Below are 22,802 nucleotides of genomic sequence, written 5' to 3'. Positions count from 1 at the left end.
GAGGCATCTTCACGACGCCCGTGCCGTGGGATCGGTGGGACGGCGGCAGGTTCACGACGCCCGTGCCGTGGGGTCGGTCGGATGGCGGCGGCCATGACCGTGGTGGGACTCGCCACGCGGGAGCGAGGCGGGCGTGGTCAGCAGGATCACGCCCAGCGCCGCCGTGTCCGTGCGCCGGAGCTGCCGTACGGCCTGGGCGAGCTGTTTGGAGCGCGCCGCGCGGCTCTCGACCACCAGCAGGGCGGCGTCGGCGCGTGCCGCCTGGTCGGTGCGCACCCAGATCGGCGCGAGGCCGGTGAGCGCCACCCGCAGGTCGTCGGCGATGGGCTCGGGGTCGGTGCCCGGCGACACCCCCCGTACGAGCAGCTCGCCGCCGTCGCGCAGGTGCCGTGCCACGGCGATGGCGAGCTCGCGCAGCTCACGGGCGTTCTCGCCCTCGCAAAGGACGGGGAGCCCGGTGAGGCGCTCGACGTCGGCCGCGGTTCTGAGCCGGGTGTCGAAGCGGTCGCGGACCATGGCGGCCCCGGCTCCGGCCAGCAGGCCGAGGAACAGCCCGCTGCCGAGGTAGAGCGACGGGCTCGGCTGTGCGGGCGAGGCGGGCGGGCGGGCGTCGCTGATGACGCTGCCCGGGGTGATCGCGATGGTCCTGAGGGCGTCGTACTTCACGGTGAGGTTGTAGACCTGCTTGCTCAGGACGTTCTGCCGCTGGGCGGCGATGGTGCGCGCCGCCGAGCCCGGCGCCGTGCGGGGCAGGCCGGTGACGGTCGTGCCGAGCGCCGCGTCGACCTCGCGCAGCTTCCCGGCGAGCACCTTGAGCTGGGCGTCGAGCGCGCGCTTGGCCGTCGCCTCGCGGTTGGCGAGGTACGCCTTCGCGAACGCCTCGGCGCCCGCGGCGGCTGTGACCGGGTCACGGGCGGTGTACGACACGGCCAGCACCGCGGAGTTGGGCGGCACGGTCACCGTGACCTGGTCCCTGAGCGTGTCGGGGTCCTTGACCTTCAGGGCGCGCGCGGCCCGGGAGGCGACGACGGCCGAGCGGGCGACCTGGGCCTCGGTGTCGAGGTTGAGCGGCTCGCGCTGGCGCTGGCTCGTCTGGTTCGTCTGGTCCTGGACGCCGGTGGAGGACACGAGCACCTCGGCGGTCGCCGTGTAAGACGGCGGGGTCAGCGCGAGGACGATGCCGCCGCAGCAGAGGCCGGCGAGCAGGAATCCGGCGAGCGCGACCCTGCGCCGCAGCAGCATCGAGCCGAACTCGGCGAACTCGCGCCCGGTGGCCGGGCCGGGGACTGAGGACGCCGGGTGGCTCATGGAAACGGCAGACCTCTCAATGCGGGATTGTTATGCATATCTGTCCCTATAAGTCGCGTGTGTTGCTCGGAGTCGTCGCCATGGACGCCGACCCCCTGGAACAGATGCTGTGAACTATAGGCACAACCCAAGATTCCTCGATCGCATACAGGCGTTTTTGAGGGTGGTGGATCCGCCCAGCCGGCGCACATAACCGGATATTTCCATAATTAGGAAGCCGCAGCTCGGCGCCGGGTATCCAGTTTCCGGCGGCCCGGCGCCGATTAGTGGGAAGGTGAATACCAGCCTTCAGGAGAATTGATTAGAAGGGGGTTTGACCGCCTTGCGCAAACTGACGGGGATGTGGGTTTTCGGCATGGGGATCGCCACCGGCTGCGGGCTGATCGTTTACGCCGTGTCGTCGGTGAGGCCGCACGAGGAGGTCGCGACCGGAGACCGCGCGCCCGCCGTCGCCATGACGGTCCCGAGCGGTGCCCCCGGCTGCGTCGCGACGGCCAAGCTCATCCCGAGTTGCGGCGCGTGGTGGGGCATGGCCCCCGACGTCTTCGGCGGCCGGCCACCGTCACTGGCCATCGCCGCCGCCGAGGAGCGCATGGGCCGCAGGGCCGACATCGTGCACGTGTACCACCGGGGCGGGGACCCGTTCCCCACGCCCGAGGAGCGGCAGCTCGCCAAGAAGCGGCTCCTGCTGATCAACTGGAAGCCGTCCGTCCACGACACCTGGGCCGAGATCGCCGACGGCGCGATCGACGCCCGCATCGACAGGGTCGCCGAGAGGATCAAGCGAAGGCTGCGCGTCCGGTTCTTCCTCACCGTCCACCACGAGCCCGAGAACGACGTGCGCGCGCACCCCGGGTCGGGGATGACCGCGGAGGACTACGCCGCGATGTACCGCCACGTGGTGCTGCGCCTGCGCGAGCGCGGCGTCAGGAACGCCGTCATGGTCATGACCTACATGGGCGCGCCCAACTGGGCGACCAAGCCGTGGTTCGAGCACCTCTACCCCGGTGACGACGTCGTCGACTGGATCGGCCTCGACCCGTACGCCGACCGCCGGGTGACCGACTTCGCCAACCTGGTCGACAAGACCCGTGGCGACCACGCGAGCTGGCCGGGGTTCTACCGCTGGACGCAGTTGCGCTTCCCCGGCAAGCCGATCATGGTGGCCGAGTGGGGGGCGTTCGAGCGGCACGACGACCCCGGGTTCAAGGTGACGTTCTTCAACTCGGTGCGCCGCCAGATCCGGGGATACCCGCAGATCAAGGCACTGGTCTACTTCGACTCGCCGCGCGCGCCGCGTGGCGACACGCGCTTCGACTCGACCGTGCCCGCCGCGCGCGCGTTCACCGAGCTGGCACGCGCGCCGTACTTCAGCTCGACACCGGTCCCCGACCACTGAGCCCCCGCCGCGCGGAGGAGGCCCGAGCCATCAGCGGATCCAGCCGCCCGAGCCGAGCACGCTCATCACGGAGTCGACGGCCCTCTCGATCGGCATGCCGGTCGTGTCGAGGGTCAGTTCGGCGTCCTCGGGCTCCTCGTACGGGTCGGAGATGCCGGTGAACTCCGGGATGAGCCCGGCCCGCGCCTTGGCGTACAACCCCTTGCGGTCGCGGCGCTCGCACTCCTCCAGCGGCGTGGCCACGTGTACCAGCACGAAGTCGGCTCCCACGGCCTCGACCATGTGGCGCACCTCGTCGCGCGTCGCCGCGTACGGGGCGATGGGGGCGCAGATGGCGAGTCCGCCGTGCCGGGCGACCTCGGCGGCGACGAAGCCGATCCTGCGGATGTTCAGGTCGCGGTCCTGCTTGGAGAACGTCAGACCCGCCGTGAGCAGGCGCCGCACCACGTCGCCGTCCAGGTACGTGACGGTACGGCTGCCGCGTTCGAGCAGCGCGTCGTGCAGGCCGCGGGCGATCGTGGACTTGCCCGACCCCGACAGGCCGGTGAAGAAGACCACCAGGCCGCGCCGGTGCGGGGGACCGGGCAGGGTGATGGGCTCCGGCCCCGCCAGGTGCTCGTCGGCGCCGTAGGCGGTGGCGACGTGCTCGCGGAGCTCCAGGTCGATCTCGGGCTCGCGGGGGGCGAGGGGGACCACGGCGACCTGGGTGCCGGACGGAAGCCTGTCGCGTGCCTTGAGCGCCGCGCGTACGACCGCGGGGCCGCCCTCGCCGAAGGCCAGGGGGAGCAGCAGGATCGTCGCGTCCAGCTCGCGGGCCGTGGCGGTGATCTCGTCCAGGTCGTCCAGGGGGCCCCGCATGGTGACGGCGAGGACGGAGCGGCCGCCCAGCTCGGCGCGGACCTGGGACGGGGAACGCCGGAGGCGTGCGAAGGGGCCGTGCTCCGACGCGCCCAGCGACTTCACCGGGCCCGCCACCAGGCCGTCGGCCGTGCGCTCGGTCACGGTGAGCGAGGCGAGCGCGGCGCCCTCAGGGTCGCGCAGCGTGAGCTCCTGCCCGGCGGACACGGGGTGGTCGTGCGGCAGCGTCAGCGTGACGGGATCCGGCCAGGGCGTGCCGTCGGCCAGGGTCCCGTTCTCGACGACCGAGTCGACGTCGGCCGAGCCGAGGAAGCCCGTGAGGGGGTCGAAGGCGCCGGAGAGCAGCAACTCCAGGTCGGCGAGCTCGCGGGCGTCGGGCACCCACTCGGGGGTCCACTCGGGGTTCGCCGTCATCTGCTCCACATTTCCCACTGGGCCAGGATATTTACGGTTGGTGGGGGAAGCCTGGCCTGCCTCGTCCCGCGCGGCACCCTACCTTTCCCGGAAGCCGCACCGGGAAGCCGCACCGGGAAGCCGTTCCGGGAAGCCGTGAGATCGGGAGGCATAGCGAAGCGGAGCCGGCGGCGTCCTAGAGGCTGACATCGACCCTTGGAGGTGATCGTGGACGTTGCCGAGGAGCGACGTTTCCGCGAGTTCGTGTCGGCGCGCTCGCCGGCGCTCATGAGGCTAGGGTTCCTGCTCACGGGCGGGGACCAGTACGCGGCCGAAGACCTGCTTCAGACGGTCCTGGCCAGGACCGCCGCCCGGTGGGCCCGTATCGACGAGCCCGAGGCGTATGTGCGGCGCGCGATGTACCGCCAGCAGGTGAGCTGGTGGCGCCTGGCCTCCCGGCGGCGGGAGACCGTGATGGCCGAGACCCCTGACGTCGTGGGACGCGACGACACGCACGCGGCCGACCTGAAGCTCGTCCTGCGCGGCGCGCTGGCCCGGCTCACCGCGCGGCAGCGTGCCGTGCTGGTGCTCCGTTACTTCGAGGACCTCCCCGAGGCCGAGGTGGCGCGCATCATGGGCTGCTCGGTCGGGACGGTCCGCAGCACGGCCCACCGTTCGCTCGCCCGGCTGCGCTCCGTCTCGCCCGAACTCGCCCCCTTCCGCCTGCCCGACCGCCCTTTTGAGGAGGCCACCTCGTGAAGTTGGAAACCCTGCTGCCGCGGACGTTCCGGGACTGGGCCGAGGAGGCCCGGGTCCCCCATGATCTCGCCGACCGGGCCCTGCGGGGGCGGCCCCGGCGCCCGATGACCACCGTGTCGTTCGCCGCGGGGGCGACCGCCGCCGTCGTGGTCGCGGGCATGCTCGTTCCCAGGCTGATCCCCTCGGAGGCGCCGGGGGGCGGTGTGGCCCACACCGCCGTCGCGGTGGCCTCGCCGGGTGAGCACTCCTCCGCGCCGACCCCCGAGGACGTGCGGGCACCGGACTCGGTGCTGACCGACACCGAGAACCCCATGCCGAAGAAGCTGATCGCGGCGGGGAGGGTCGCCGTGTCGGCGTATTCCGTGTGGTCGCGGGAGAAGATCGGCGACAGGAGCGACCGCCTTCAGGACACCTGGTACCTCTACAACCCCGGGACCGGGACCTACGGGCGGACCGACTGGGCCAAGCTCGACGTGGCGCCGGGCATGAAGCTCGCGGCGGTGCTGGAGCGCGACCTGCCCGCCCGCCGGATCGGCCTTCTCGATATGGCGACTTCGCAGGTCGTCACGTGGGTCGATCTCGATCACCCCGTGACCGACGTCTCCTGGTCGCCCGATGGCACCAAGCTGCTGGCCACGGCGTATGACAGGGATCCCACGATCCGCACCCACCTCTCCGCCGACGGGAACAGCTATCGGACCCCAGACCCCGGGCGCACCGGTTTCCAGGTGGTCGACGTGGCGTCGGGCCGCGCGTCGTTCCACCCTGTGGCCGCGGAGCGGGACGCCGGCTCTTTCCCGAAGCCGGCCTCCGTCTTCCGGTGGTCCGACGACGGCACGCTGGTCTTCGAACCCGACGGGCAGAAGGGGTACGACCACAGGCTGTACTACGACCTGGACGGACGGCGTCGCGACGACGCGCCGAAGGACGTGGTCACCTACCAGCGGGCGGGCGTCTCTCCCAACGGGAGGCTGTACGCCGACGGAGGCACTCCGCCGGGCCCGGAGACGACGGTCAGGGACGTCGCCACCGGCAAGGTCGTCGGCAGGCAGAAGATGCTCCAGCTTCTCGCCTGGGCCGACGACGAGCATCTGATCGCCCTCGGCTGCGCGGGAGCGTGCGAGAACGAGTTCCACAACGGGCTGGTGCTGGTCGGCATCGACGGGAAGACGAAGGTCCAGCTCTCGGGCAACCGCGAGAACACCCAGCGCCCCGGAAGCTGGGAGCCCATCTTCACCCGCCGCTGAACGACCGCCGGGTCACCCGCCGCGGGCCGGGCCGGTGGCGGGCCGGTGGCGGACGTGTGCGGTCGCTTCGCTAGATCAGGCGGGCGAAGTGGTTCTGGGGTTTGCGGATCACGAGGGTGACCTCGTCTCTGGTGGCGGGGAGGCGGTCACCGGAGAGCTTGCCGATCACCTGGCAGACGCCGCGTACGAGCCTGGCGCGCGGGCCGCGCAGCGCGGGACCCGACGACCCCGAGTAGTCCTCGGCGATCATCAGCCCGCGCATCAGGCAGTAGGAGTGGATGCCCTCGCGCGAGGCCACCTGCTCGTAGATCGCCGGGAGCGGCCCGACCGCGCCCTTCGGGGCGAAGCGGGACCACAGCAGCCGTCGCAGCCATGCGGGGACGAAGCGGTCGCAGAAGCCGTACGCCGAGGACCGGTCGCGCATCCGGATCAGCAGGAGGCCGCCGGGGCGCAGGGCGTTGACCATGCGGTCGAGCACCAGCTCGGCGTGGCGCACGCGCTCCAGCAGGAAGGCGACGTGTACGACGTCGAACGTGCGGGGAAGCAGCGGCGCGGCCCGCAGGTCGCCGACGAACCGCGCGTCCAGGTCGGCGCGGCGCCCGATCGAGGCGCGCAGCACGGGGAGGTCCTCGTCGATGCCCGTGACGCGGGTCTCGACGCGGTCGACGTCGATGGTGTCGCCTCGCCCGCATCCGGCGATGAGGATGTCGAGCCGCCGGCCGAGCTGCTCGGTCCACAGCTCGCGCATGCGGAGACTGAAGACGTCGCCTTGGGTCGCCGGCCACCATCGAACCTCTGACATGTGACTCAGGGTAGTCATGAAAACTCCTTCCGTAGTGGATTTACTTTACGAAAGGGCCGTTCTTCACCGCCGGAGCCCCGCCATGACCGGGCCGGAGCCGCTTCGTGACCGCGCAAGGAGGTGCGGTCGCACCGGTAGCTTTCATGACAAGTCCACTTCGATCGGGCGGAGAGGTGGTTCTCGGCATGGCGGGGCCTAGAGGGAAGTAGCCTTGTGGTAATCCCGGTGATCCGACGAACCCGGGATCGCGCGTGTCGCCGTACACATCGCTTGCGGGAACGTGTGCGGCCGTACGGAGTGATCGCGGCCGTACCGGCGCGCGCTGGTGGGTCGCCACGTGGGGTGTTCGAAGCCGAGCAGGCGGTCCGCGAGGCGAACGAGAAGGCGGGCGCGACCATGTGGGGGCATTTCTAAAATGAGTCTTTCCGGACTGCTCGATCTTGTCGTCGCCGAACCACAGCTGGCCGGGGCCCTGGAACGCACGGGCGAGGACGTCAACCTGATCGCGCCGCCCGCGCTCCGGCCCTTCGCGGTCGCGGCGCTGGCGCGCCGGCGGCCCGTGCTCGCCGTCACGGCCACCGCGCGGGAGGCGGAGGACCTCGCCGCGGCGCTCACCGGCCTCGTCGGAGAGCACGCCGTCGCGGTCTTCCCGGCCTGGGAGACGCTGCCGCACGAGCGCCTGTCGCCGCGCAGCGACACGGTGGGCCAGCGACTGGCCGTGCTGCGCAGGCTGGCCCACCCCGTCCAGGGTGACGCCGCCGCCGGGCCGCTGAGCGTCGTCGTGGCGCCGATCCGCGCGGTGCTGCAGCCCCTGGTCACCGGGCTCGGCGACCTGGAGCCCGTACGGCTGCGCTCGGGCGACGACGCCGACCTCGAAGAGGTGGTCGAGCGCCTGGTCGGCAACGGCTACCACCGGGTCGACATGGTGGAGAAGCGCGGCGAGGTGGCCGTGCGAGGCGGCCTGCTCGACGTGTTCCCGCCCACCGAGGAGCACCCCCTGCGCCTGGAGTTCTGGGGCGACACGATCGAGGAGATCCGCTGGTTCAAGGTCGCCGACCAGCGTTCGCTCGAAGTGGCCGAGGGCGGCCTGTTCGCCGCGCCGTGCCGCGAGCTGCTCCTCACCGAGGAGGTCAGGGAGCGGGCGAGCGATCTCGGCGAGCTGCACCCCGCGCTGAAGGAGATCCTCGACCAGCTCGCCGACGGCATCCCGGTCGAGGGCATGGAGGCGTTCGCTCCCGTGCTGGTCGACGGCATGGATCTCCTGCTCGACCACCTTCCCGCCCGCGCCGCGGTGATCGTCTGCGACCCCGAGCGGATCCGCGGCCGCGCCGTCGAGCTCGTGCACACCAGCCAGGAGTTCCTCGAAGCGTCGTGGATCAACGCGGCGGCCGGGGGCGAGGCGCCGATCGACCTCGGCGCGGCGGCGTTCCGCAGCCTGCCCGAGGTGCGCCACCAGGCCCGCGAGCTGGGCCAGCCATGGTGGACCATCGCGCCGTTCGCGACCACCGACCAGACCGAGCAGACCGGCCGCATGGCCGCCTCCGGCAGGCCGGACATCTCCGACGACGACGTGTACGGCGAGAGCGAGATCATCGAGCTGTCGGCCCGGGAGGCCGAGTCGTACCGGGGCGACACCCAGCGCGCCCTCGGGGACATCAAGGGATGGCTCGGCGACGGGCGCGCGGTCGTGCTGCTCAGCGAGGGGCACGGCCCCGCCGAGCGCATGGTCGAGCTGCTCAAGGGCGTGGACGTCGCCGCCAGGCTGGTGCCCACCCTCGACGTCGCCCCCGGCAGGGACGTGGTCAACGTCACCACCGGCCGCGTCGAGCACGGCTTCGTCAGCGACACCGTGGCCGTCCTCACCCATCTCGACCTGGTGGGGCAGAAGGCATCCACCAAGGACATGCGGCGCCTGCCGTCCCGCCGCAGGAACATGGTCGACCCGCTCCAGCTCAAGGTGGGCGACTTCGTCGTCCACGGCCAGCACGGCGTCGGGCGCTACATCGAGATGGTCCAGCGGGCCGTCCAGGGCGCGACGCGCGAGTACCTGGTGATCGAGTACGCCAAGGGCGACCGGCTGTACGTGCCGACCGACCAGCTCGACGAGGTCACCCGGTACGTCGGCGGCGAGTCTCCCACGCTGAACCGCATGGGCGGCGCCGACTGGGCCAAGGCCAAGTCGCGGGCGAAGAAGGCCGTCAAGGAGATCGCGGGCGAGCTGATCCGCCTGTACAGCGCCCGCATGGCCTCGCCCGGCCACGCCTTCGCCTCCGACACCCCGTGGCAGCGCGAGATGGAGGACGCCTTCCCCTACGCCGAGACCGGCGACCAGCTTGAGGCGATCGACGAGGTCAAGCGCGACATGGAGCGTCCGATCCCGATGGACCGCCTGATCTGCGGCGACGTCGGCTACGGCAAGACCGAGATCGCCGTGCGGGCCGCCTTCAAGGCCGTCCAGGACGGCAAGCAGGTCGCCCTGCTCGTCCCGACCACACTCCTCGTCCAGCAGCACCTTTCGACCTTGGGCGAGCGGTTCGCGAGCTTCCCCGTCGTGGTCAAACCGGTGTCGCGATTCCAGAGCGACGCGGAGGTCAAGGCCACCCTCGAAGGGCTCAGGGACGGTGGCGTCGACATCGTGATCGGCACGCACCGGCTGCTCAACCCGGACATCCGGTTCAAGCAGCTCGGCCTCATCATCGTCGACGAGGAGCAGCGCTTCGGCGTCGAGCACAAGGAGGCCATGAAGCACATGCGTACGCAGGTGGACGTGCTCGCCATGTCGGCGACGCCGATCCCGCGCACGCTGGAGATGGGCCTCACCGGCATCCGCGAGATGTCGACCATCCTGACCCCGCCGGAGGAGCGGCACCCGATCCTCACCTTCGTCGGCCCGTACGACGAGAAGCAGATCGCGGCGGCCGTGCGGCGCGAGCTGATGCGCGACGGCCAGGTGTTCTTCGTCCACAACCGGGTGTCCTCGATCAACAAGGTGGCCGCCCGCATCCGCGAGCTGGTGCCCGAGGCGCGCGTGGCGGTCGCGCACGGGCAGATGAACGAGCAGCAGCTCGAAAAGATCATGGTCGGATTCTGGGAGCGCGACTTCGACGTGCTCGTCAGCACCACGATCGTCGAGTCCGGCCTGGACATCCCCAACGCCAACACGCTGATCGTCGACCGCGCGGACAACTACGGCCTCTCGCAGCTCCACCAGCTCCGCGGCCGGGTCGGGCGCGGGCGCGAGCGCGGCTACGCCTACTTCCTGTACCCGCCGGAGGCGCCGCTCACCGAGACCGCCCACGAGCGCCTGGCGACGATCGCCCAGCACACCGAGATGGGCGCCGGCATGTACGTCGCCATGAAGGACCTGGAGATCCGCGGCGCGGGCAACATCCTCGGCGCCGAGCAGTCCGGCCACATCGCGGGCGTCGGCTTCGACCTGTACGTCCGGATGATGGCCGAGGCCGTGCAGGAGCAGAAGGCCAAGCTCGCCGGCGAGGAGGTCGTCGAGGAGCGCGCGGACGTCAAGGTCGAACTGCCGGTCAACGCGCACATCCCCCACGGCTACGTGACATCCGAGCGGCTGCGCCTGGAGGCGTACAAGCGGCTCGCCGCCGTGGGTTCGGGCGCCGACATCGTGGCCGTCCGCGAGGAGCTCGTCGACCGGTACGGGCGTCCGCCGCAGGAGGTGGACAACCTGCTGGAGGTCGCCCGCTTCCGGGTCCACGCGCGCAAGGCCGGGCTGAGCGACGTCGCCTTCCAGGGTCAGCACATCAGGTTCGCCCGGGTGTCTTTGCGGGAGTCGCAGCAGGTGCGCCTGGACCGGCTGTACCCCAAGGCGATCTACAAGGTCGCCGCCGAGACGCTGCTCGTGCCGGTTCCGAAGACCAAGCCGATAGGGGGTCAGCCGCTGCGCGACCTCGATCTGCTCAAATGGTGCACCGACCTGGTCGAGGCCATGTTCCTCGAACTTCCCTCGAACCCCGCCAGGGCGGCAGGCACTCGATGACCGCTCTGACGCGCGGCTTGAGTAGAGTAGCCCGCGTCTGTCGAAGGGACCGCTAGTGAAGTCGAATCGTGTGCGCGTGCTGCCGGCCGTCGCTGCCGCCGTGCTCGCCGTTGTCGCGCTGACCGCCTGTTCCTCGCCCGTGCGGGTCGGCACGGCGGCGACCGTCGGGAGCAGCCGCATCACCAGCGGCGAGCTGGACGCCGAGATCACCGAGTACCAGGCGGCGCTGAAGCAGGCCAAGATCACCGAGGCTCAGCTCCAGATCCCGTCCATTCCGCGGGCCGTGCTGCTGCAGATGATCTCCATTCGCCAGTTCGAGCAGTTCGCGCAGCGCAACGGGGTCACGGTGACCGCGCGCGAGGTCGCCGACTTCCTCGCCGAGCAGGGCGGCATCGAGAAGATCGGCCCCGCGGCGCTCACCAAGGGCGTCCCCCCCTCCGAGACCACCGACTGGGTCCGCACCGCGCTGATCTACCAGAAGTCGCTGCAGAAGTTCGGCGCGAACCTGACCGACCAGGCGTCCGTCCAGACCGCGCAGCAGCAGCTGTTCGGGCAGATGGACACCATCCCGGTCGAGGTCTCGCACCGCTACGGCACCTGGGACCCGCAGCAGGGTCTCATCGAGGAGGCCCGGTTCGGCAAGCCCGCCGCGGGCACCGAGGCGACCTCCCAGCCGGATCCCGCCGCCGGCCAGTGAGATGACCCTCGTCGTCGTCACGACCTCGCCGAGGGTGGCCCCAGGCCTGCTGAGCGGTCGGGCGTGGGCGGTCCTCGGCTCCGGCCGGGTGCTCACCGGCTCCGGCGACCATCCTCTCCTGCCCTACCTCGCCGACGAGGGGATCCCGGTCGAGGTGGTGACGCCCGACCCGGTCGCCCTGTCGCGCGAGAGCCTCGACGCGACGCTGGTCTGGCTCGCCGCGCAGGACGGCGACGAGCCGTTCATGCGCGCCGTCGGCCGCGCCGCGCTCGACATGGAGGACCCCCCGGTCATCGAGCTGGTCCCCGGCTCGTACGACCTGCCGGGCGCCCGCCTGCTCGACCTCGTGGCCGTCATGGACCGGCTGCGCCGCGACTGCCCGTGGGACGCCAAGCAGACCCACGAGTCCCTTGTGCCCTACCTGCTGGAGGAGTCGTACGAGGTCCTTGAGACCATCGAGCAAGGCGACCACGCCGCCCTGCGCGAGGAGCTGGGTGACCTGCTCCTGCAGGTGATGTTCCACTCCCGCGTGGCCCAGGAGCGCTCGCCCGGCGACGGCGGCTTCGACGTGGACGACGTCGCCGGAGGCATCGTCGACAAGCTGGTCCGGCGCCATCCCCACGTGTTCTCGGACACGGTGGTCAGCGGTGCGGAGGACGTCAGCGACAACTGGGACACCATCAAGGCCGCCGAGCGCGCCGCGAAGGGCTGGGAGTCGCTGCTCGACGGCGTCCCGATGGGCCAGCCCGCGCTCTCCCTGGCCCAGGGGCTCCAGAGCCGCGCCGAGCGCGCGGGGGTCCCCGACGCCCTCGCGCGTGCGGTGGGCCAGGGCATCGGCCGCGAGCTGTTCGATCTCGTACGGCGGGCGCGCGCCGCCGGTCTCGACCCCGAGGCCGAGCTCCGTGCCGCCGCCCGCGCCTACCGCGTCCGCGTCCGCACCTGGGAGCGGTCGGAGCGCGAGCCGTAGGGCGTGCGTGCTTCCTTGGTACGGTCGGCGGTCGCCGGTGGCGTGTTCACGGGAGGCACAGCCGTACCGGCGGGTAGGGCCCGATAGGCTCATGAGGCAAACCGTCCGCAACCGCATCGCGCACGACGGCGTGGTGGTGGGTTCCGGGGGCCCGTCCCCGGGCTGACAGATCTAGGAGCGCTTCGTGGCTGCCATCGAGGCCGTTACCGCCCGCGAGATCCTCGACTCCCGTGGGAATCCCACGGTCGAGGTAGAAATCCTGCTCGACGACTACAGCACCGGCCGCGCGGCGGTTCCGAGTGGTGCGTCCACCGGCCAGTTCGAGGCCGTGGAGCTGCGTGACGGTGACGAGCGCTACGGCGGCAAGGGCGTCCAGAAGGCCGTCCTCAACGTCACGGACGAGATCGCCGACGAGATCATCGGCTTCGACGCCGAGGAGCAGCGACTGGTCGACCAGACCATGCTCGACCTCGACGGCACGCCCAACAAGGGCAGGCTCGGCGCCAACGCCATCCTCGGCGTGTCCCTGGCCCTGGCCAAGGCGGCGGCCGACAGCGCCGACCTGCCGCTGTTCCGCTACGTCGGCGGGCCCAACGCCCACGTGCTGCCCGTGCCGATGATGAACATCCTCAACGGCGGCGCGCATGCCGACAGCAACGTCGACATCCAGGAGTTCATGATCGCTCCGATCGGCGCCGAGACGTTCTCCGACGCCCTTCGCATGGGCACCGAGACCTACCACGCGCTGAAGGGCGTGCTCAAGCAGAAGGGCTACGCCACCGGCCTCGGTGACGAGGGCGGGTTCGCGCCCAACCTGCCGAGCAACCGCGACGCGCTCGACCTGATCCTCGTCGCCATCGAGAAGGCCGGGTACGTCCCGGGCGAGGACATCGCGCTGGCGCTCGACGTCGCCGCGAGCGAGTTCCACTCCGGCGGCGTCTACACCCTCGACGGCAAGGGCCACAGCGCGGACGAGCTGATCGCCTTCTACGAGGACCTCGTCCGCTCCTACCCCCTGGTCTCGATCGAGGACCCGCTCGACGAGGAGGACTGGGAGGGCTGGAAGGCCCTGACCACCTCGCTCGGCGACAAGGTCCAGATCGTGGGCGACGACCTGTTCGTCACCAACCCCGAGCGTCTTGCGCGCGGCATCCGCGAGGGCGCCGCGAACGCGCTGCTGGTCAAGGTCAACCAGATCGGCACGCTGTCGGAGACCCTGGACGCCGTCGACCTGGCCCACCGCAGCGGCTACCGCTGCATGATGAGCCACCGCTCCGGCGAGACCGAGGACACCACGATCGCCGACCTCGCCGTGGCCACCAACTGCGGCCAGATCAAGACCGGCGCTCCCGCGCGGTCCGACCGCGTCGCCAAGTACAACCAGCTGCTCCGCATCGAGGAGCTGCTCGACGATGTCGCCCGCTACGCGGGTCGCGGAGCTTTTCCGCGTTTCCGGGGCTAGTTTTCTCCGTACGGCTTGCGCCTTATCCGCGCAAGCCGTACGGACCTGGGAGGATCATGAAGAAACGACCGCAGCTGACGGGACGTGCCGCGATCCTCGCGGTGGTCGTGTGCGCGATCGCCATGAGCCTTGCCTATCCTGTGCGGGAGTACGTCGCACAGCGGCGCCAGATCGCCCAACTGGAGAAGCAGCAGGCTCAGGCGCTCAAGGACCTTCAGGAGCTCGGAGAGCGCAGTAAGCGGCTCGACGATCCCGCGTACATCAGGCAGCAGGCCAGGGCCCGGCTGCACTACTGCGGCGTCGGCGAGAAGTGCTACGTCTTGCTCGACCTTTCCAAGAAGGCGAAGCAGCAGCCCAAGGCGGGGTCACCGCCTCAGGCCAGAGCACCCTGGTACCAGACGCTCTGGGAGTCGATCGAGGCGGCCGACCGAGGCACCGGTCAGCGAGTCGAAGCGGGCCGGACCCCGGCTCCGTGACGTCCTGTGGTCTGGTTGACGGTATTTCAGGGGGAGTGGACGACAGTGGAGCGGGCTGACATGACCGCGATGGGTCCGGGCGAGGCGGCCTTGGTGGATCCGGCCGATGTGGAGGCCGTGGAGCGGCAGCTCGGCCGACCGCCGAGGGGGCTGCGGGCCGTGGCGCACCGGTGCCCGTGCGGGCTGCCCGACGTCGTGGAGACGGCTCCGAGGCTCTCCGACGGCTCCCCGTTCCCAACCCTGTACTACCTGACGTGCCCGAAGGCGGCCTCTGCCATCGGCACGCTGGAGTCCTCCGGGCTGATGAAGCGGATGCAGGCCAGGCTCGCGGAGGAGCCCGACCTCGCCGAGGCCTACGCGAGGGCCCATGCCGGCTACGTCGAGCGGCGGGACAAGGTCGCTTCCGAGGACGGGCTGGAGCCGCTGCCCCGCGACATGCAGAGCGCCGGCGGCATGCCCAACCGGGTGAAGTGCCTGCACGCGCTGGTGGGGCACGAGCTGGCCGTACCGGGAAGCAACCCCCTGGGCCGTGAAGCTCTCGACGCGCTGCCCGAATGGTGGTGCGATGGCCCCTGTGTGGTTCCAGGGGAGGACGCATGACGCGAAGGTCGATCACACCGGCGCCGGTTTCGGTGAAGCTCTTGGGGAGGGGTTCATGACCCGCGTGGCGGCGATCGACTGTGGCACGAACTCCGTCCGCCTCCTCATCGCTGACATTTCCGGAAACGAGCTGTCCGAGGTCGAGCGCCGGATGGAGATCGTCCGCCTCGGCCAGGATGTCGACAGGACCGGGCTGCTCGCGCCCGAGGCGCTGGAACGCACGTTCACCGCGATGCGCGGCTACGCCAAGCTGATCAAGGAGCATGGCGCATCACGGGTGCGCGTGGTGGCCACCAGTGCCACCCGGGACGCCACGAACCGCGCCGACTTCGTCAGCGGCGTCAGGGAGATCTTCGGCGTCGAACCCGAGGTGATCACCGGGTCAGAGGAGGCGCACCTTTCGTTCCTGGGCGCCACGACCGGGGTCACCGGCGTGGCGACCCCGGTCGTGGTCGTCGACATCGGCGGCGGGTCCACCGAGTTCGTGCTCGGCTCCGCCGACGTGGAGAGCGCGATCTCCGTCGACATCGGCTGCGTGCGCCTGACCGAGCGCCACCTGTCGTCCGGGGCTTCCCCGCAGGCGGTGGAGGCGGCCGTCGCCGACATCGAGGCCGCCCTTGACCGGGTGTCCGCCAAGGTGCCCGTGGAGCGGGCGCGCACCGTCATCGGCCTGGCCGGGTCGGTGACCACGGTCGCGGGCATCGCCCTCGACCTGCACGCGTACGACCCTGAGCGGATCCACGGTTCCAGGATCCCGTCCGCGCGGGTGCACGAGGTCTCCCAGCGGCTCCTCGCCATGACCCACGACGAGCGCGCCGCGATCCCTGTCATGCACCCGGGACGGGTGGACGTGATCGGCGCGGGAGCGCTCATCCTCGCCCGCCTTCTCCGCCGGTACGCCTTCGCCGAAGTGGTCGTCAGCGAGCACGACATCCTCGACGGCATCGCCTACGGCCTGTCTCCCGGCGGCGCTCTTTAGACAAGACCGGCTGGACCATGGCCCGGCTCTGTACGTCTTGCCCGATCTCCCACACCTGCCTGCCGCCTCGGCGATGACGATGGCGGTCGAGAAGACCAGGACCGACGACGTCCTGTCGGCCTAGGCACAGATGTTTCCGAAACTTTCGGACACGTCGTGCGACCATGCGTCCTCCCCATGCCAGGTCCTCGTGATGACGGATCTGCCGTCGGCATGCTCAAAAGCCTGACCACCCACTGTGGATAACGGTTTGGTAGCTGTGCCCCTGCACCGTTGATCTCGATCTCCGAGCCCCTTACTGTCCACGTAGACGATAACTTTCGGACACGAACTCGAAACTTTCGAGAGGCTCCAGATGAAGAGACGCGCGTTCATGCGCACCGCCGGTGGTGGCGCGGTGCTGGCTCTAGGGCTGTCCCTGTCGGCGTGCGGAAACAGCAGCGAACCGGGCAACACGGGAGCGTCCGCCTCCGGTGAGGAATCCGGCCAGTTCCACGTCCTGGTCTACGGGGACGCCACGAACAAGGTCGAGAAGAAGATCGTCGAGACGTTCAACAAGACCTCGAAGGTCAAGGCGGTGCTCGACACCATCCCGGGTGCGGACTACCAGCAGAAGCTGCAGACGATCATCAACACCGACCAGGCGCCGGATGTGTTCTTCAACTGGGGCGGGGGCAGCATCGCCCCGTTCGTCCGCGCGAACCTGCTGCTGCCGCTCGACGACCTCATCGCCAAGAACCCCGGCCTGAAGGACAACTTCCTGCCGTCGGTGTTCAACACCGCCAGCGTGAACGGCAAGGCCTACGGCGTCCCGATGCGCGGGACCCAGCCGGTGCTGATGTTCAACAACAAGAAGGTGCTCGCCGACGCGGGCGTCACCCCGCCGCAGACCTGGGACGAACTGCTCGCGGCCGTGCAGAAGCTCAAGGCCAAGGGCGTCACTCCCATCGCGCTCGGCGGCGGCGACCAGTGGCCCACCCTGATGTGGTTCGAGTACGTCTACGACCGCGTCGCCGGGCCCGAGCTGTTCCAGAAGGCCCTCGACGGCGACAAGGAGGCATGGGCGAGCGAGGACAGCAAGAAGGCGCTGACCATGCTCAAGCAGCTCATCGACACCGGCGCCTTCGGCGACAACTTCGACTCGGTGAAGTTCACCGACCAGGGCTCACCCACCCTGCTGGCGACCGGCAAGGCCGGCTTCGAGCTGATGGGCTCCTGGGAGTACTCGACGATCAACGACTTCAACGAGGACTTCGCCAAGACCGGGCTCGGCTACACCAACTTCCCGACCATCACGGGGGGCAAGGGCGACCCGAACGACATCGTCGGCAACACCAACAACTTCTACTCGGTGCTGAAGAAGACCAAGACGCCGAACGCCATCGCCGAGTTCCTGAAGCTCATGTACTCGGACGAGTTCGTCAAGGCGCAGCTCGACATCGGCAACCTGCCGGTGACCACGAACACCGAGAAGTTCCTGGACCAGGCGGCCAGCCCCGACTACCTGAAGTACCAGTTCAACCTGGTCAAGCAGGCCCCGTCGTTCCAGCTCTCCTGGGACCAGGCCTACCCGCCGAGCGGCATCGAGCCGATCCACCGGGCCGTGCAGCAGTTCTTCAACGGCCAGATCGACGCCGACGGCTTCATCCAGGCCATGCAAGCGCTTCCCGCGGTCTGAGGTCCGTCACCGACATGACGACCATCGCTTCAGCGGTGAGCGGCAGGCGGCACGCCAAACGCCTGGGCAGGCTCGAAATGGGCCGCCCAGGCTTCGCCTGGGCCATACCCGCCACCTTGTTCTTCGGTCTCTTCGCGATCGTTCCGCTCGTGCTCGTCGCCGTCCTGTCCTTCACCAGGTGGGACGGCCTCAGCTCGCCCGAGTTCGTCGGACTCGCCAACTGGTCCGCGCTGCTCGACGACCCAATAATGATCAAGAGCCTCTGGCTCAGCCTGCTGCTCACCATGCTCGGCGTGGTGATCCAGACGCCGCTGAGCATCCTGCTCGGCGTCTGGGCCGCCGGTCACCAGCGCAACCGGGCCGTACTCTCGGTGATCTACTTCATCCCGCTCCTGCTGTCGGCCACCGCGGTGTCCGTCCTGTGGCGGGCACTCCTCGACCCGAACTTCGGCATCCCGGCGGAGGTGCGATGGCTGTTCGGTAGCGGCAACCTCTTCGGCTCGCAGGCCACGGCCGTCGGCGTCCTGGTCTTCGTGAGCACCTGGCAGTTCACGCCGTTCCACACCCTGATCTACCAGGGCGCCGCGCGGGCCATCCCCCGCGTCCTCTACCAGGCGGCGGAGATCGACGGCGCCAAGACCGTCCGCCAGTTCCTCCACATCACGTTGCCCCAGCTGCGCAACGCCATGATCACCTCGATGATCCTCATGGTCGTCGGCGGTCTGACCACGTTCGACACCGTGCTGATCATGACCCAGGGCGGCCCGGGCACCGACACGATGATCAGCGCCTACTACATGTACGAGAAGGGGTTCCGCAACTTCGAGTTCGGCGCCGCCTCCGCGATCGCGCTCGTCCTGGTGGTCGTCGCCACGCTCGTCTCGCTGGTGGTCGTGCGCGCCTCCGGCTACGACAAGATGCGCAGCACGATGGAGGGCATGTGAGGCCCCGCCCGAACCACCTGGCCGGACTGGGCTCGGTGGTCTGGCTCTTCATCGTCGGCCTGCCGATCTACGTGCTGATCTCGGCCACCCTCCAGACACGCTCCGGGTACAGCCAGCGCGGCCCGCTGAGCCTGCCCGGCTCGTTGACCCTGTCGAACTACGTCGACGTCTTCTCGGGCGGCTTCGGGCTGTACTACCTGAACACGGTGATCGTCACCGCGGCGGTCGTCGGCATCGTGCTCCTGCTGGTTCCGCCACTGGCCTACGCGATCGTGCGGAGCCGCAGCCGGGTGATCTCGGTCGTGTTCCGGATGTTCCTGCTGGGCCTCGCCGTCCCCGCCCAGGCCGTCATCGTCCCGGTGTTCTACGTCATCAGCACCGTGGGGCTGTACGACAACCTCATCGGCGTCATCCTGCCCACCGCGGCGTTCGCCCTGCCGGTCTCCACGCTGGTCCTGTCAGGGGTGATGCGTGACATCACGCCGGACCTCTACGAGGCCATGGCGATCGACGGCGCCTCGCCGGGGCGCACGTTCCTCCGGCTCGTCCTCCCCCTGTCCAAGGGCGGGCTGTCCACGATCGTGGTGTTCTCGGCGCTCCAGGCGTGGAATGGCTTCCTGTTCCCGCTGGTGCTCACCCAGTCGAACTCCACCAAGCTCATCACCATGGGCCTGTACGACTTCCAGACCCAGTACGGGATCAACATCCCCGGACTGCTGGCCGCGGTCATGCTGTCCATGGTCCCCATCCTGCTCGTCTATCTGTTCGCCCGTCGCGCCCTGGTACAGGGGCTGATGGGCGTCGGAGGAAAGTGACCCCCATCGTGTCCGTTGAGACAGACCCCGCCACTCCCATCTGGCAGGACCCCGCTCAGGACGCTGAGACCCGCGTCGACGGCCTCATCGCGGAGATGGCCGTGGAGGAGAAGGTCGCGCAGCTTTTCGGCGTCTGGGTCGGCGCTTCCCGCGAAGGCGGGGAGGTCGCGCCGCACCAGCACGACATGGAAGAGGCGGTCGACCTGGACGGCCTGCTGCCCAACGGTCTCGGACAGCTGACCCGCCCCTTCGGCACGGCTCCCGTGGATCCGGCGATCGGCGCGCTGTCGCTGCTCAGAACCCAGGAGCGGATCACCCGCGCCAACCGGTTCGCCATCCCCGCGCTGGCCCACGAGGAGTGCCTGGCCGGCTTCGCGACGTGGGGCGCCACGGCCTATCCGGTGCCGCTGTCGTGGGGCGCCACCTTCGACCCCGCGCTGATCCGCGAGATGGCGGGCGCCATCGGCCGCGACATGCGATCCGTCGGGGTACACCAGGGTCTCGCCCCCGTGCTCGACGTGGTGCGCGACGCCCGCTGGGGCCGGGTCGAGGAGACCATCGGGGAGGATCCGTACCTGGTCGGCACCATCGCCACCGCCTACATCCAGGGCCTGGAGTCGGCGGGCATCGTCGCCACGCTCAAGCATTTCGCCGGGTACTCGGCCTCCGTGGCCGGGCGCAACCTCGCCCCCGTGGCGATGGGCCCCCGCGAGCGCGCCGACGTGATCCTCCTGCCGTTCGAGATGGCGGTGCGCGAGAGCGGCGCACGGTCGGTCATGCACGCCTACACCGACACCGACGGCATGCCGGCCGTGGCCGACGAGTGGCTGCTGACCGGGCTGCTGCGCGACACGTGGGGCTTCGGCGGCACAGTGGTGGCCGACTACTTCGGCATCGCCTTCCTCAAGACGCTGCACGGCATGGCGGGCACCTGGGCCGAGGCGGCGGGTGCCGCGCTCGTCGCGGGGGTGGACGTGGAGCTGCCCACCGTGAAGACGTTCGGCGGCCCCCTGCTGGACGCGATCGCCGCCGGGCAGGTCCCCGAGGCGTTGATCGACCGGGCGCTGCGCCGCGTGCTGGTCCAGAAGGCGCAGCTCGGGCTGCTCGACCCGGACTGGAGTCCCGTGCCGTCCGGGCTGGCCGGCGCGGACCTGAGCGACCCCGAGGCGGTGCGCGGGTCGGTCGACCTCGACCCGCCCGCCAACCGCGAGATCGCCCGGCGGATCGCCGAGCGGGCCATCGTCCTGCTCAGCAACGACGGGACACTGCCCCTGGGGCGGCCCGGGAAGATCGCGATCATCGGTCCCAACGCGAACGACCCGCTGGCCGTCCTCGGCTGCTACTCCTTCCCCCAGCACGTGCTCGTTCACCACCCCGGCGTGCCCACCCGCATCGGGCTGCCCACGCTTCGCGAGGCGCTGGCGGCCGAGTTCCCCGGCACCGAGATCGTCACCGCGCCCGGGACCACCGTCGACGGCCTGGACACCGGCGGCTTCCCCGAGGCGGTCGAGCTGGCCCGCGGCGCGGACGTCGTCGTGGCCGCGCTCGGCGACCGGGCAGGGCTGTTCGGGCGGGGCACCAGCGGCGAGGGATGCGACGCCGAGTCCACGGCCCTGCCGGGCGTCCAGCAGGGGTTGCTGGACGCCCTCATCGGCACGGGGACGCCGGTGGTGACCACCCTCCTCGCGGGCAGGCCGTACGCGCTCGGCGACGCCGCCGGCGGCTCGGCCGCGATCGTCCAGTCGTTCTTCCCCGGCCAGGAGGGCACCTCGGCCATCGCGGGTGTGCTGAGCGGGCGGGTCAATCCGTCCGGACGCCTGCCGGTGAGCGTCCCCCGCCGGCCGGGTGTGCATCCGTCCACCTACCTCTCGGCGCGGCTGGCGCAGGTCAGCGAGGTGTCCAACATCGACCCGACGCCGGCCTTCGGCTTCGGCCACGGCCTGTCGTACACCACATTCGAGTGGTCGGACCTGGAGGTCGCCGACTCGGAGGCCGGTACGGACGGCGAGCTGCGCCTGGCGTTCACCATCCGCAACACCGGCGATCGCGAGGGCGCGGAGATCGTGCAGCTCTACCTGCACGACCCCGTCGCCTCGGTGGTGCGGCCGACGCAGCGGCTGATCGGCTACGCGCGGGTGCCGCTCGGCCCCGGGCAGGCGAGCCGCGTACGGGTGACGGTGCCCGCCGATCTCGCGTCCTTCACCGGTCGCGAGGGCCGGAGGATCGTCGAGCCCGGAGAGCTGGAACTGCGCCTCAGCGCCTCCAGCACCGACCCGCGCCTCGCCGCGACGGTCACGCTCACCGGGCCGGTACGTCACGTCGACCACACCCGCCGCCTCCACGCCGCCTTCGCCGTGTCCGTCCCCGGGGACGAGGACGCATGACGAGGCTTCCCCAGCGCGACGGTGCCGCGCCGGTTGGTCGCTCGGGTGGGTGGGGTGGGGCGCTCCCGCCCCCGGCCTGGCACGATCGATGGTATGAGTTTCGTTCCCCCAGGTAGCGGATGGCCGGAGGATCCCGCGGAGCCCGGCACTCCCGTGGCGCACACCGCGGCCGACGTTCGCGATCTCGCCCGGTCCAGCCGTACGCTCGCCGAGCTGACCGCCAGGCAGTCGGTGTGCCGGGCGTGCCCGCGCCTGGTGGAGTGGCGCGAGGGGGTCGCCGAGGTCAAGCGGCGCTCGTTCATGAACGAGACCTACTGGGGCAGGCCCATCGCGGGCTGGGGCGAGGAGAAACCGCGCGTCCTTCTTGTGGGCCTGGCCCCCGCCGCCCACGGGGGCAATCGCACCGGCCGGGTCTTCACCGGTGACCGCAGCGGCGACTGGCTGTTCGCGTCTCTTCACCGCACCGGGCTGGCGGCCCTTCCGACCAGCACGCACGCGGGTGACGGCCAGCGGTTGCTCGGTGCCCGCATGGTCGCGGCCGTACGCTGCGCTCCACCGGCGAACAAGCCGGCCATCGAGGAGCGGGCCGCCTGCTTTCCCTGGCTGACCAGGGAGCTGGAGCTGGTCGCCGACCCGCTTCGCGTCATCGTCGCCCTCGGAGGGTACGCCTGGCAGGCGATCTGGCCGGCGCTTCGGGAGGCGGGGTACACGCTGCCGAAGAGCAGGCCGCCTTTCGGGCACGGGGCCGAGGTGGAGATCTCGTACGGCTCGGCGCCGGTCCACCTGCTGGGCTGCTACCACCCGAGCCAGCAGAACACGTTCACCGGCAGGGTCACCGAGCCGATGCTCGACGCGATCTTCGCACGTGCGGTGGAGCTGGCCGGCTGAACCGGACAGCGGCGCCGGGAGGTGGACACCCTCTCACGGAGTGAAGTCCGTCACTAAGCGAAAGTTTGAGTGATCTTCCCTATAGAATCCGCGCTAAAGATGTACAAGATCGGAAATAGCTCCATAGTTGCGGATTAAGG

Annotated in this window: 18 protein-coding genes; 15 read left to right on the top strand and 3 right to left on the bottom strand. The window is 70.3% G+C overall.

Annotation, left to right across the window (positions count from 1 at the left end):
* Positions 1-51: 51 nt before the first annotated feature.
* Positions 52-1,308: a Wzz/FepE/Etk N-terminal domain-containing protein gene (locus ACGFIV_RS21100; RefSeq protein ID WP_392837030.1), complete on the bottom strand. Its 1,257-nt coding sequence runs from the start codon at positions 1,306-1,308 to the stop codon at positions 52-54.
* 340 nt (positions 1,309-1,648) lie between these two features.
* On the opposite strand from ACGFIV_RS21100, the gene ACGFIV_RS21095 reads away from it, so the two are divergent.
* The gene (locus ACGFIV_RS21095) at positions 1,649-2,707 is read left to right on the top strand and encodes a glycosyl hydrolase (protein ID WP_358549788.1); all 1,059 of its coding nucleotides are present in this window, start codon (positions 1,649-1,651) and stop codon (positions 2,705-2,707) included.
* A gap of 30 nt (positions 2,708-2,737) precedes the next feature.
* Here ACGFIV_RS21095 and cysC read toward each other — a convergent pair whose 3' ends face one another.
* Positions 2,738-3,979, bottom strand: a complete 1,242-nt coding sequence (gene cysC / locus ACGFIV_RS21090) for an adenylyl-sulfate kinase (protein WP_358549800.1) — start codon at positions 3,977-3,979, stop codon at positions 2,738-2,740.
* Positions 3,980-4,186: 207 nt separating this feature from the next.
* Between cysC and ACGFIV_RS21085 the strand changes: the two genes are divergently transcribed.
* Positions 4,187-4,717: a SigE family RNA polymerase sigma factor gene (locus tag ACGFIV_RS21085; protein ID WP_358549790.1), complete on the top strand. Its 531-nt coding sequence runs from the start codon at positions 4,187-4,189 to the stop codon at positions 4,715-4,717.
* Positions 4,714-5,964 carry a hypothetical protein gene (locus ACGFIV_RS21080; RefSeq protein ID WP_392837026.1) on the top strand — a complete coding sequence of 417 codons (1,251 nt, stop codon included), beginning with the start codon at positions 4,714-4,716 and terminating at the stop codon, positions 5,962-5,964. The genes ACGFIV_RS21085 and ACGFIV_RS21080 overlap by 4 nt, the downstream gene beginning before the upstream one ends.
* 70 nt (positions 5,965-6,034) lie before the next feature.
* Here the strand turns inward: ACGFIV_RS21080 and ACGFIV_RS21075 are convergent, their stop codons facing one another.
* The gene (locus tag ACGFIV_RS21075; protein WP_358551401.1) at positions 6,035-6,784 is read right to left on the bottom strand and encodes a class I SAM-dependent methyltransferase; all 750 of its coding nucleotides are present in this window, start codon (positions 6,782-6,784) and stop codon (positions 6,035-6,037) included.
* A 397-nt stretch (positions 6,785-7,181) separates the two neighbouring features.
* Between ACGFIV_RS21075 and mfd the strand changes: the two genes are divergently transcribed.
* The 12 genes from mfd (at position 7,182) to ACGFIV_RS21015 (ending at position 22,662) form a co-directional block, all read left to right on the top strand.
* On the top strand, positions 7,182-10,772 hold the full coding sequence (mfd, locus tag ACGFIV_RS21070) for a transcription-repair coupling factor (protein WP_358551399.1): 3,591 nt from the start codon (positions 7,182-7,184) through the stop codon (positions 10,770-10,772).
* Positions 10,773-10,827: 55 nt separating this feature from the next.
* On the top strand, positions 10,828-11,469 hold the full coding sequence (locus ACGFIV_RS21065) for a SurA N-terminal domain-containing protein (protein WP_358551397.1): 642 nt from the start codon (positions 10,828-10,830) through the stop codon (positions 11,467-11,469).
* Position 11,470: 1 nt separating this feature from the next.
* Positions 11,471-12,436, top strand: a complete 966-nt coding sequence (locus tag ACGFIV_RS21060) for a MazG family protein (RefSeq protein WP_392837020.1) — start codon at positions 11,471-11,473, stop codon at positions 12,434-12,436.
* 184 nt (positions 12,437-12,620) lie between these two features.
* Positions 12,621-13,898 (top strand): phosphopyruvate hydratase, encoded by a 1,278-nt coding sequence (eno, locus tag ACGFIV_RS21055; RefSeq protein WP_358551393.1) that lies wholly within the window; start codon positions 12,621-12,623, stop codon positions 13,896-13,898.
* A 56-nt stretch (positions 13,899-13,954) separates the two neighbouring features.
* Positions 13,955-14,374, top strand: coding sequence for a septum formation initiator family protein (locus tag ACGFIV_RS21050; RefSeq protein WP_358551391.1), 420 nt, complete (start codon positions 13,955-13,957; stop codon positions 14,372-14,374).
* A 60-nt stretch (positions 14,375-14,434) separates the two neighbouring features.
* Positions 14,435-14,974: a DUF501 domain-containing protein gene (locus ACGFIV_RS21045; RefSeq protein WP_358551389.1), complete on the top strand. Its 540-nt coding sequence runs from the start codon at positions 14,435-14,437 to the stop codon at positions 14,972-14,974.
* A gap of 55 nt (positions 14,975-15,029) precedes the next feature.
* Positions 15,030-15,953, top strand: a complete 924-nt coding sequence (locus tag ACGFIV_RS21040; RefSeq protein WP_358551387.1) for a Ppx/GppA phosphatase family protein — start codon at positions 15,030-15,032, stop codon at positions 15,951-15,953.
* Positions 15,954-16,308: 355 nt separating this feature from the next.
* Positions 16,309-17,631, top strand: a complete 1,323-nt coding sequence (locus ACGFIV_RS21035; RefSeq protein ID WP_358551385.1) for an extracellular solute-binding protein — start codon at positions 16,309-16,311, stop codon at positions 17,629-17,631.
* A 14-nt stretch (positions 17,632-17,645) separates the two neighbouring features.
* The gene (locus ACGFIV_RS21030) at positions 17,646-18,575 is read left to right on the top strand and encodes a carbohydrate ABC transporter permease (RefSeq protein ID WP_392837013.1); all 930 of its coding nucleotides are present in this window, start codon (positions 17,646-17,648) and stop codon (positions 18,573-18,575) included.
* Positions 18,572-19,390: a carbohydrate ABC transporter permease gene (locus ACGFIV_RS21025; protein WP_358551383.1), complete on the top strand. Its 819-nt coding sequence runs from the start codon at positions 18,572-18,574 to the stop codon at positions 19,388-19,390. Before ACGFIV_RS21030 ends, ACGFIV_RS21025 begins: the two co-directional genes overlap by 4 nt.
* Positions 19,391-19,485: 95 nt before the next feature.
* On the top strand, positions 19,486-21,774 hold the full coding sequence (locus ACGFIV_RS21020) for a glycoside hydrolase family 3 N-terminal domain-containing protein (RefSeq protein WP_392837092.1): 2,289 nt from the start codon (positions 19,486-19,488) through the stop codon (positions 21,772-21,774).
* A gap of 93 nt (positions 21,775-21,867) precedes the next feature.
* On the top strand, positions 21,868-22,662 hold the full coding sequence (locus ACGFIV_RS21015) for a uracil-DNA glycosylase (RefSeq protein WP_358551379.1): 795 nt from the start codon (positions 21,868-21,870) through the stop codon (positions 22,660-22,662).
* Positions 22,663-22,802 lie beyond the last annotated feature (140 nt).

The sequence above is a fragment of the Sphaerisporangium sp. NPDC049003 genome, assembly GCF_043197795.1.
Lineage (GTDB): Bacteria > Actinomycetota > Actinomycetes > Streptosporangiales > Streptosporangiaceae > Sphaerisporangium.
This window is presented reverse-complemented; position numbering and strand designations above follow the sequence as displayed.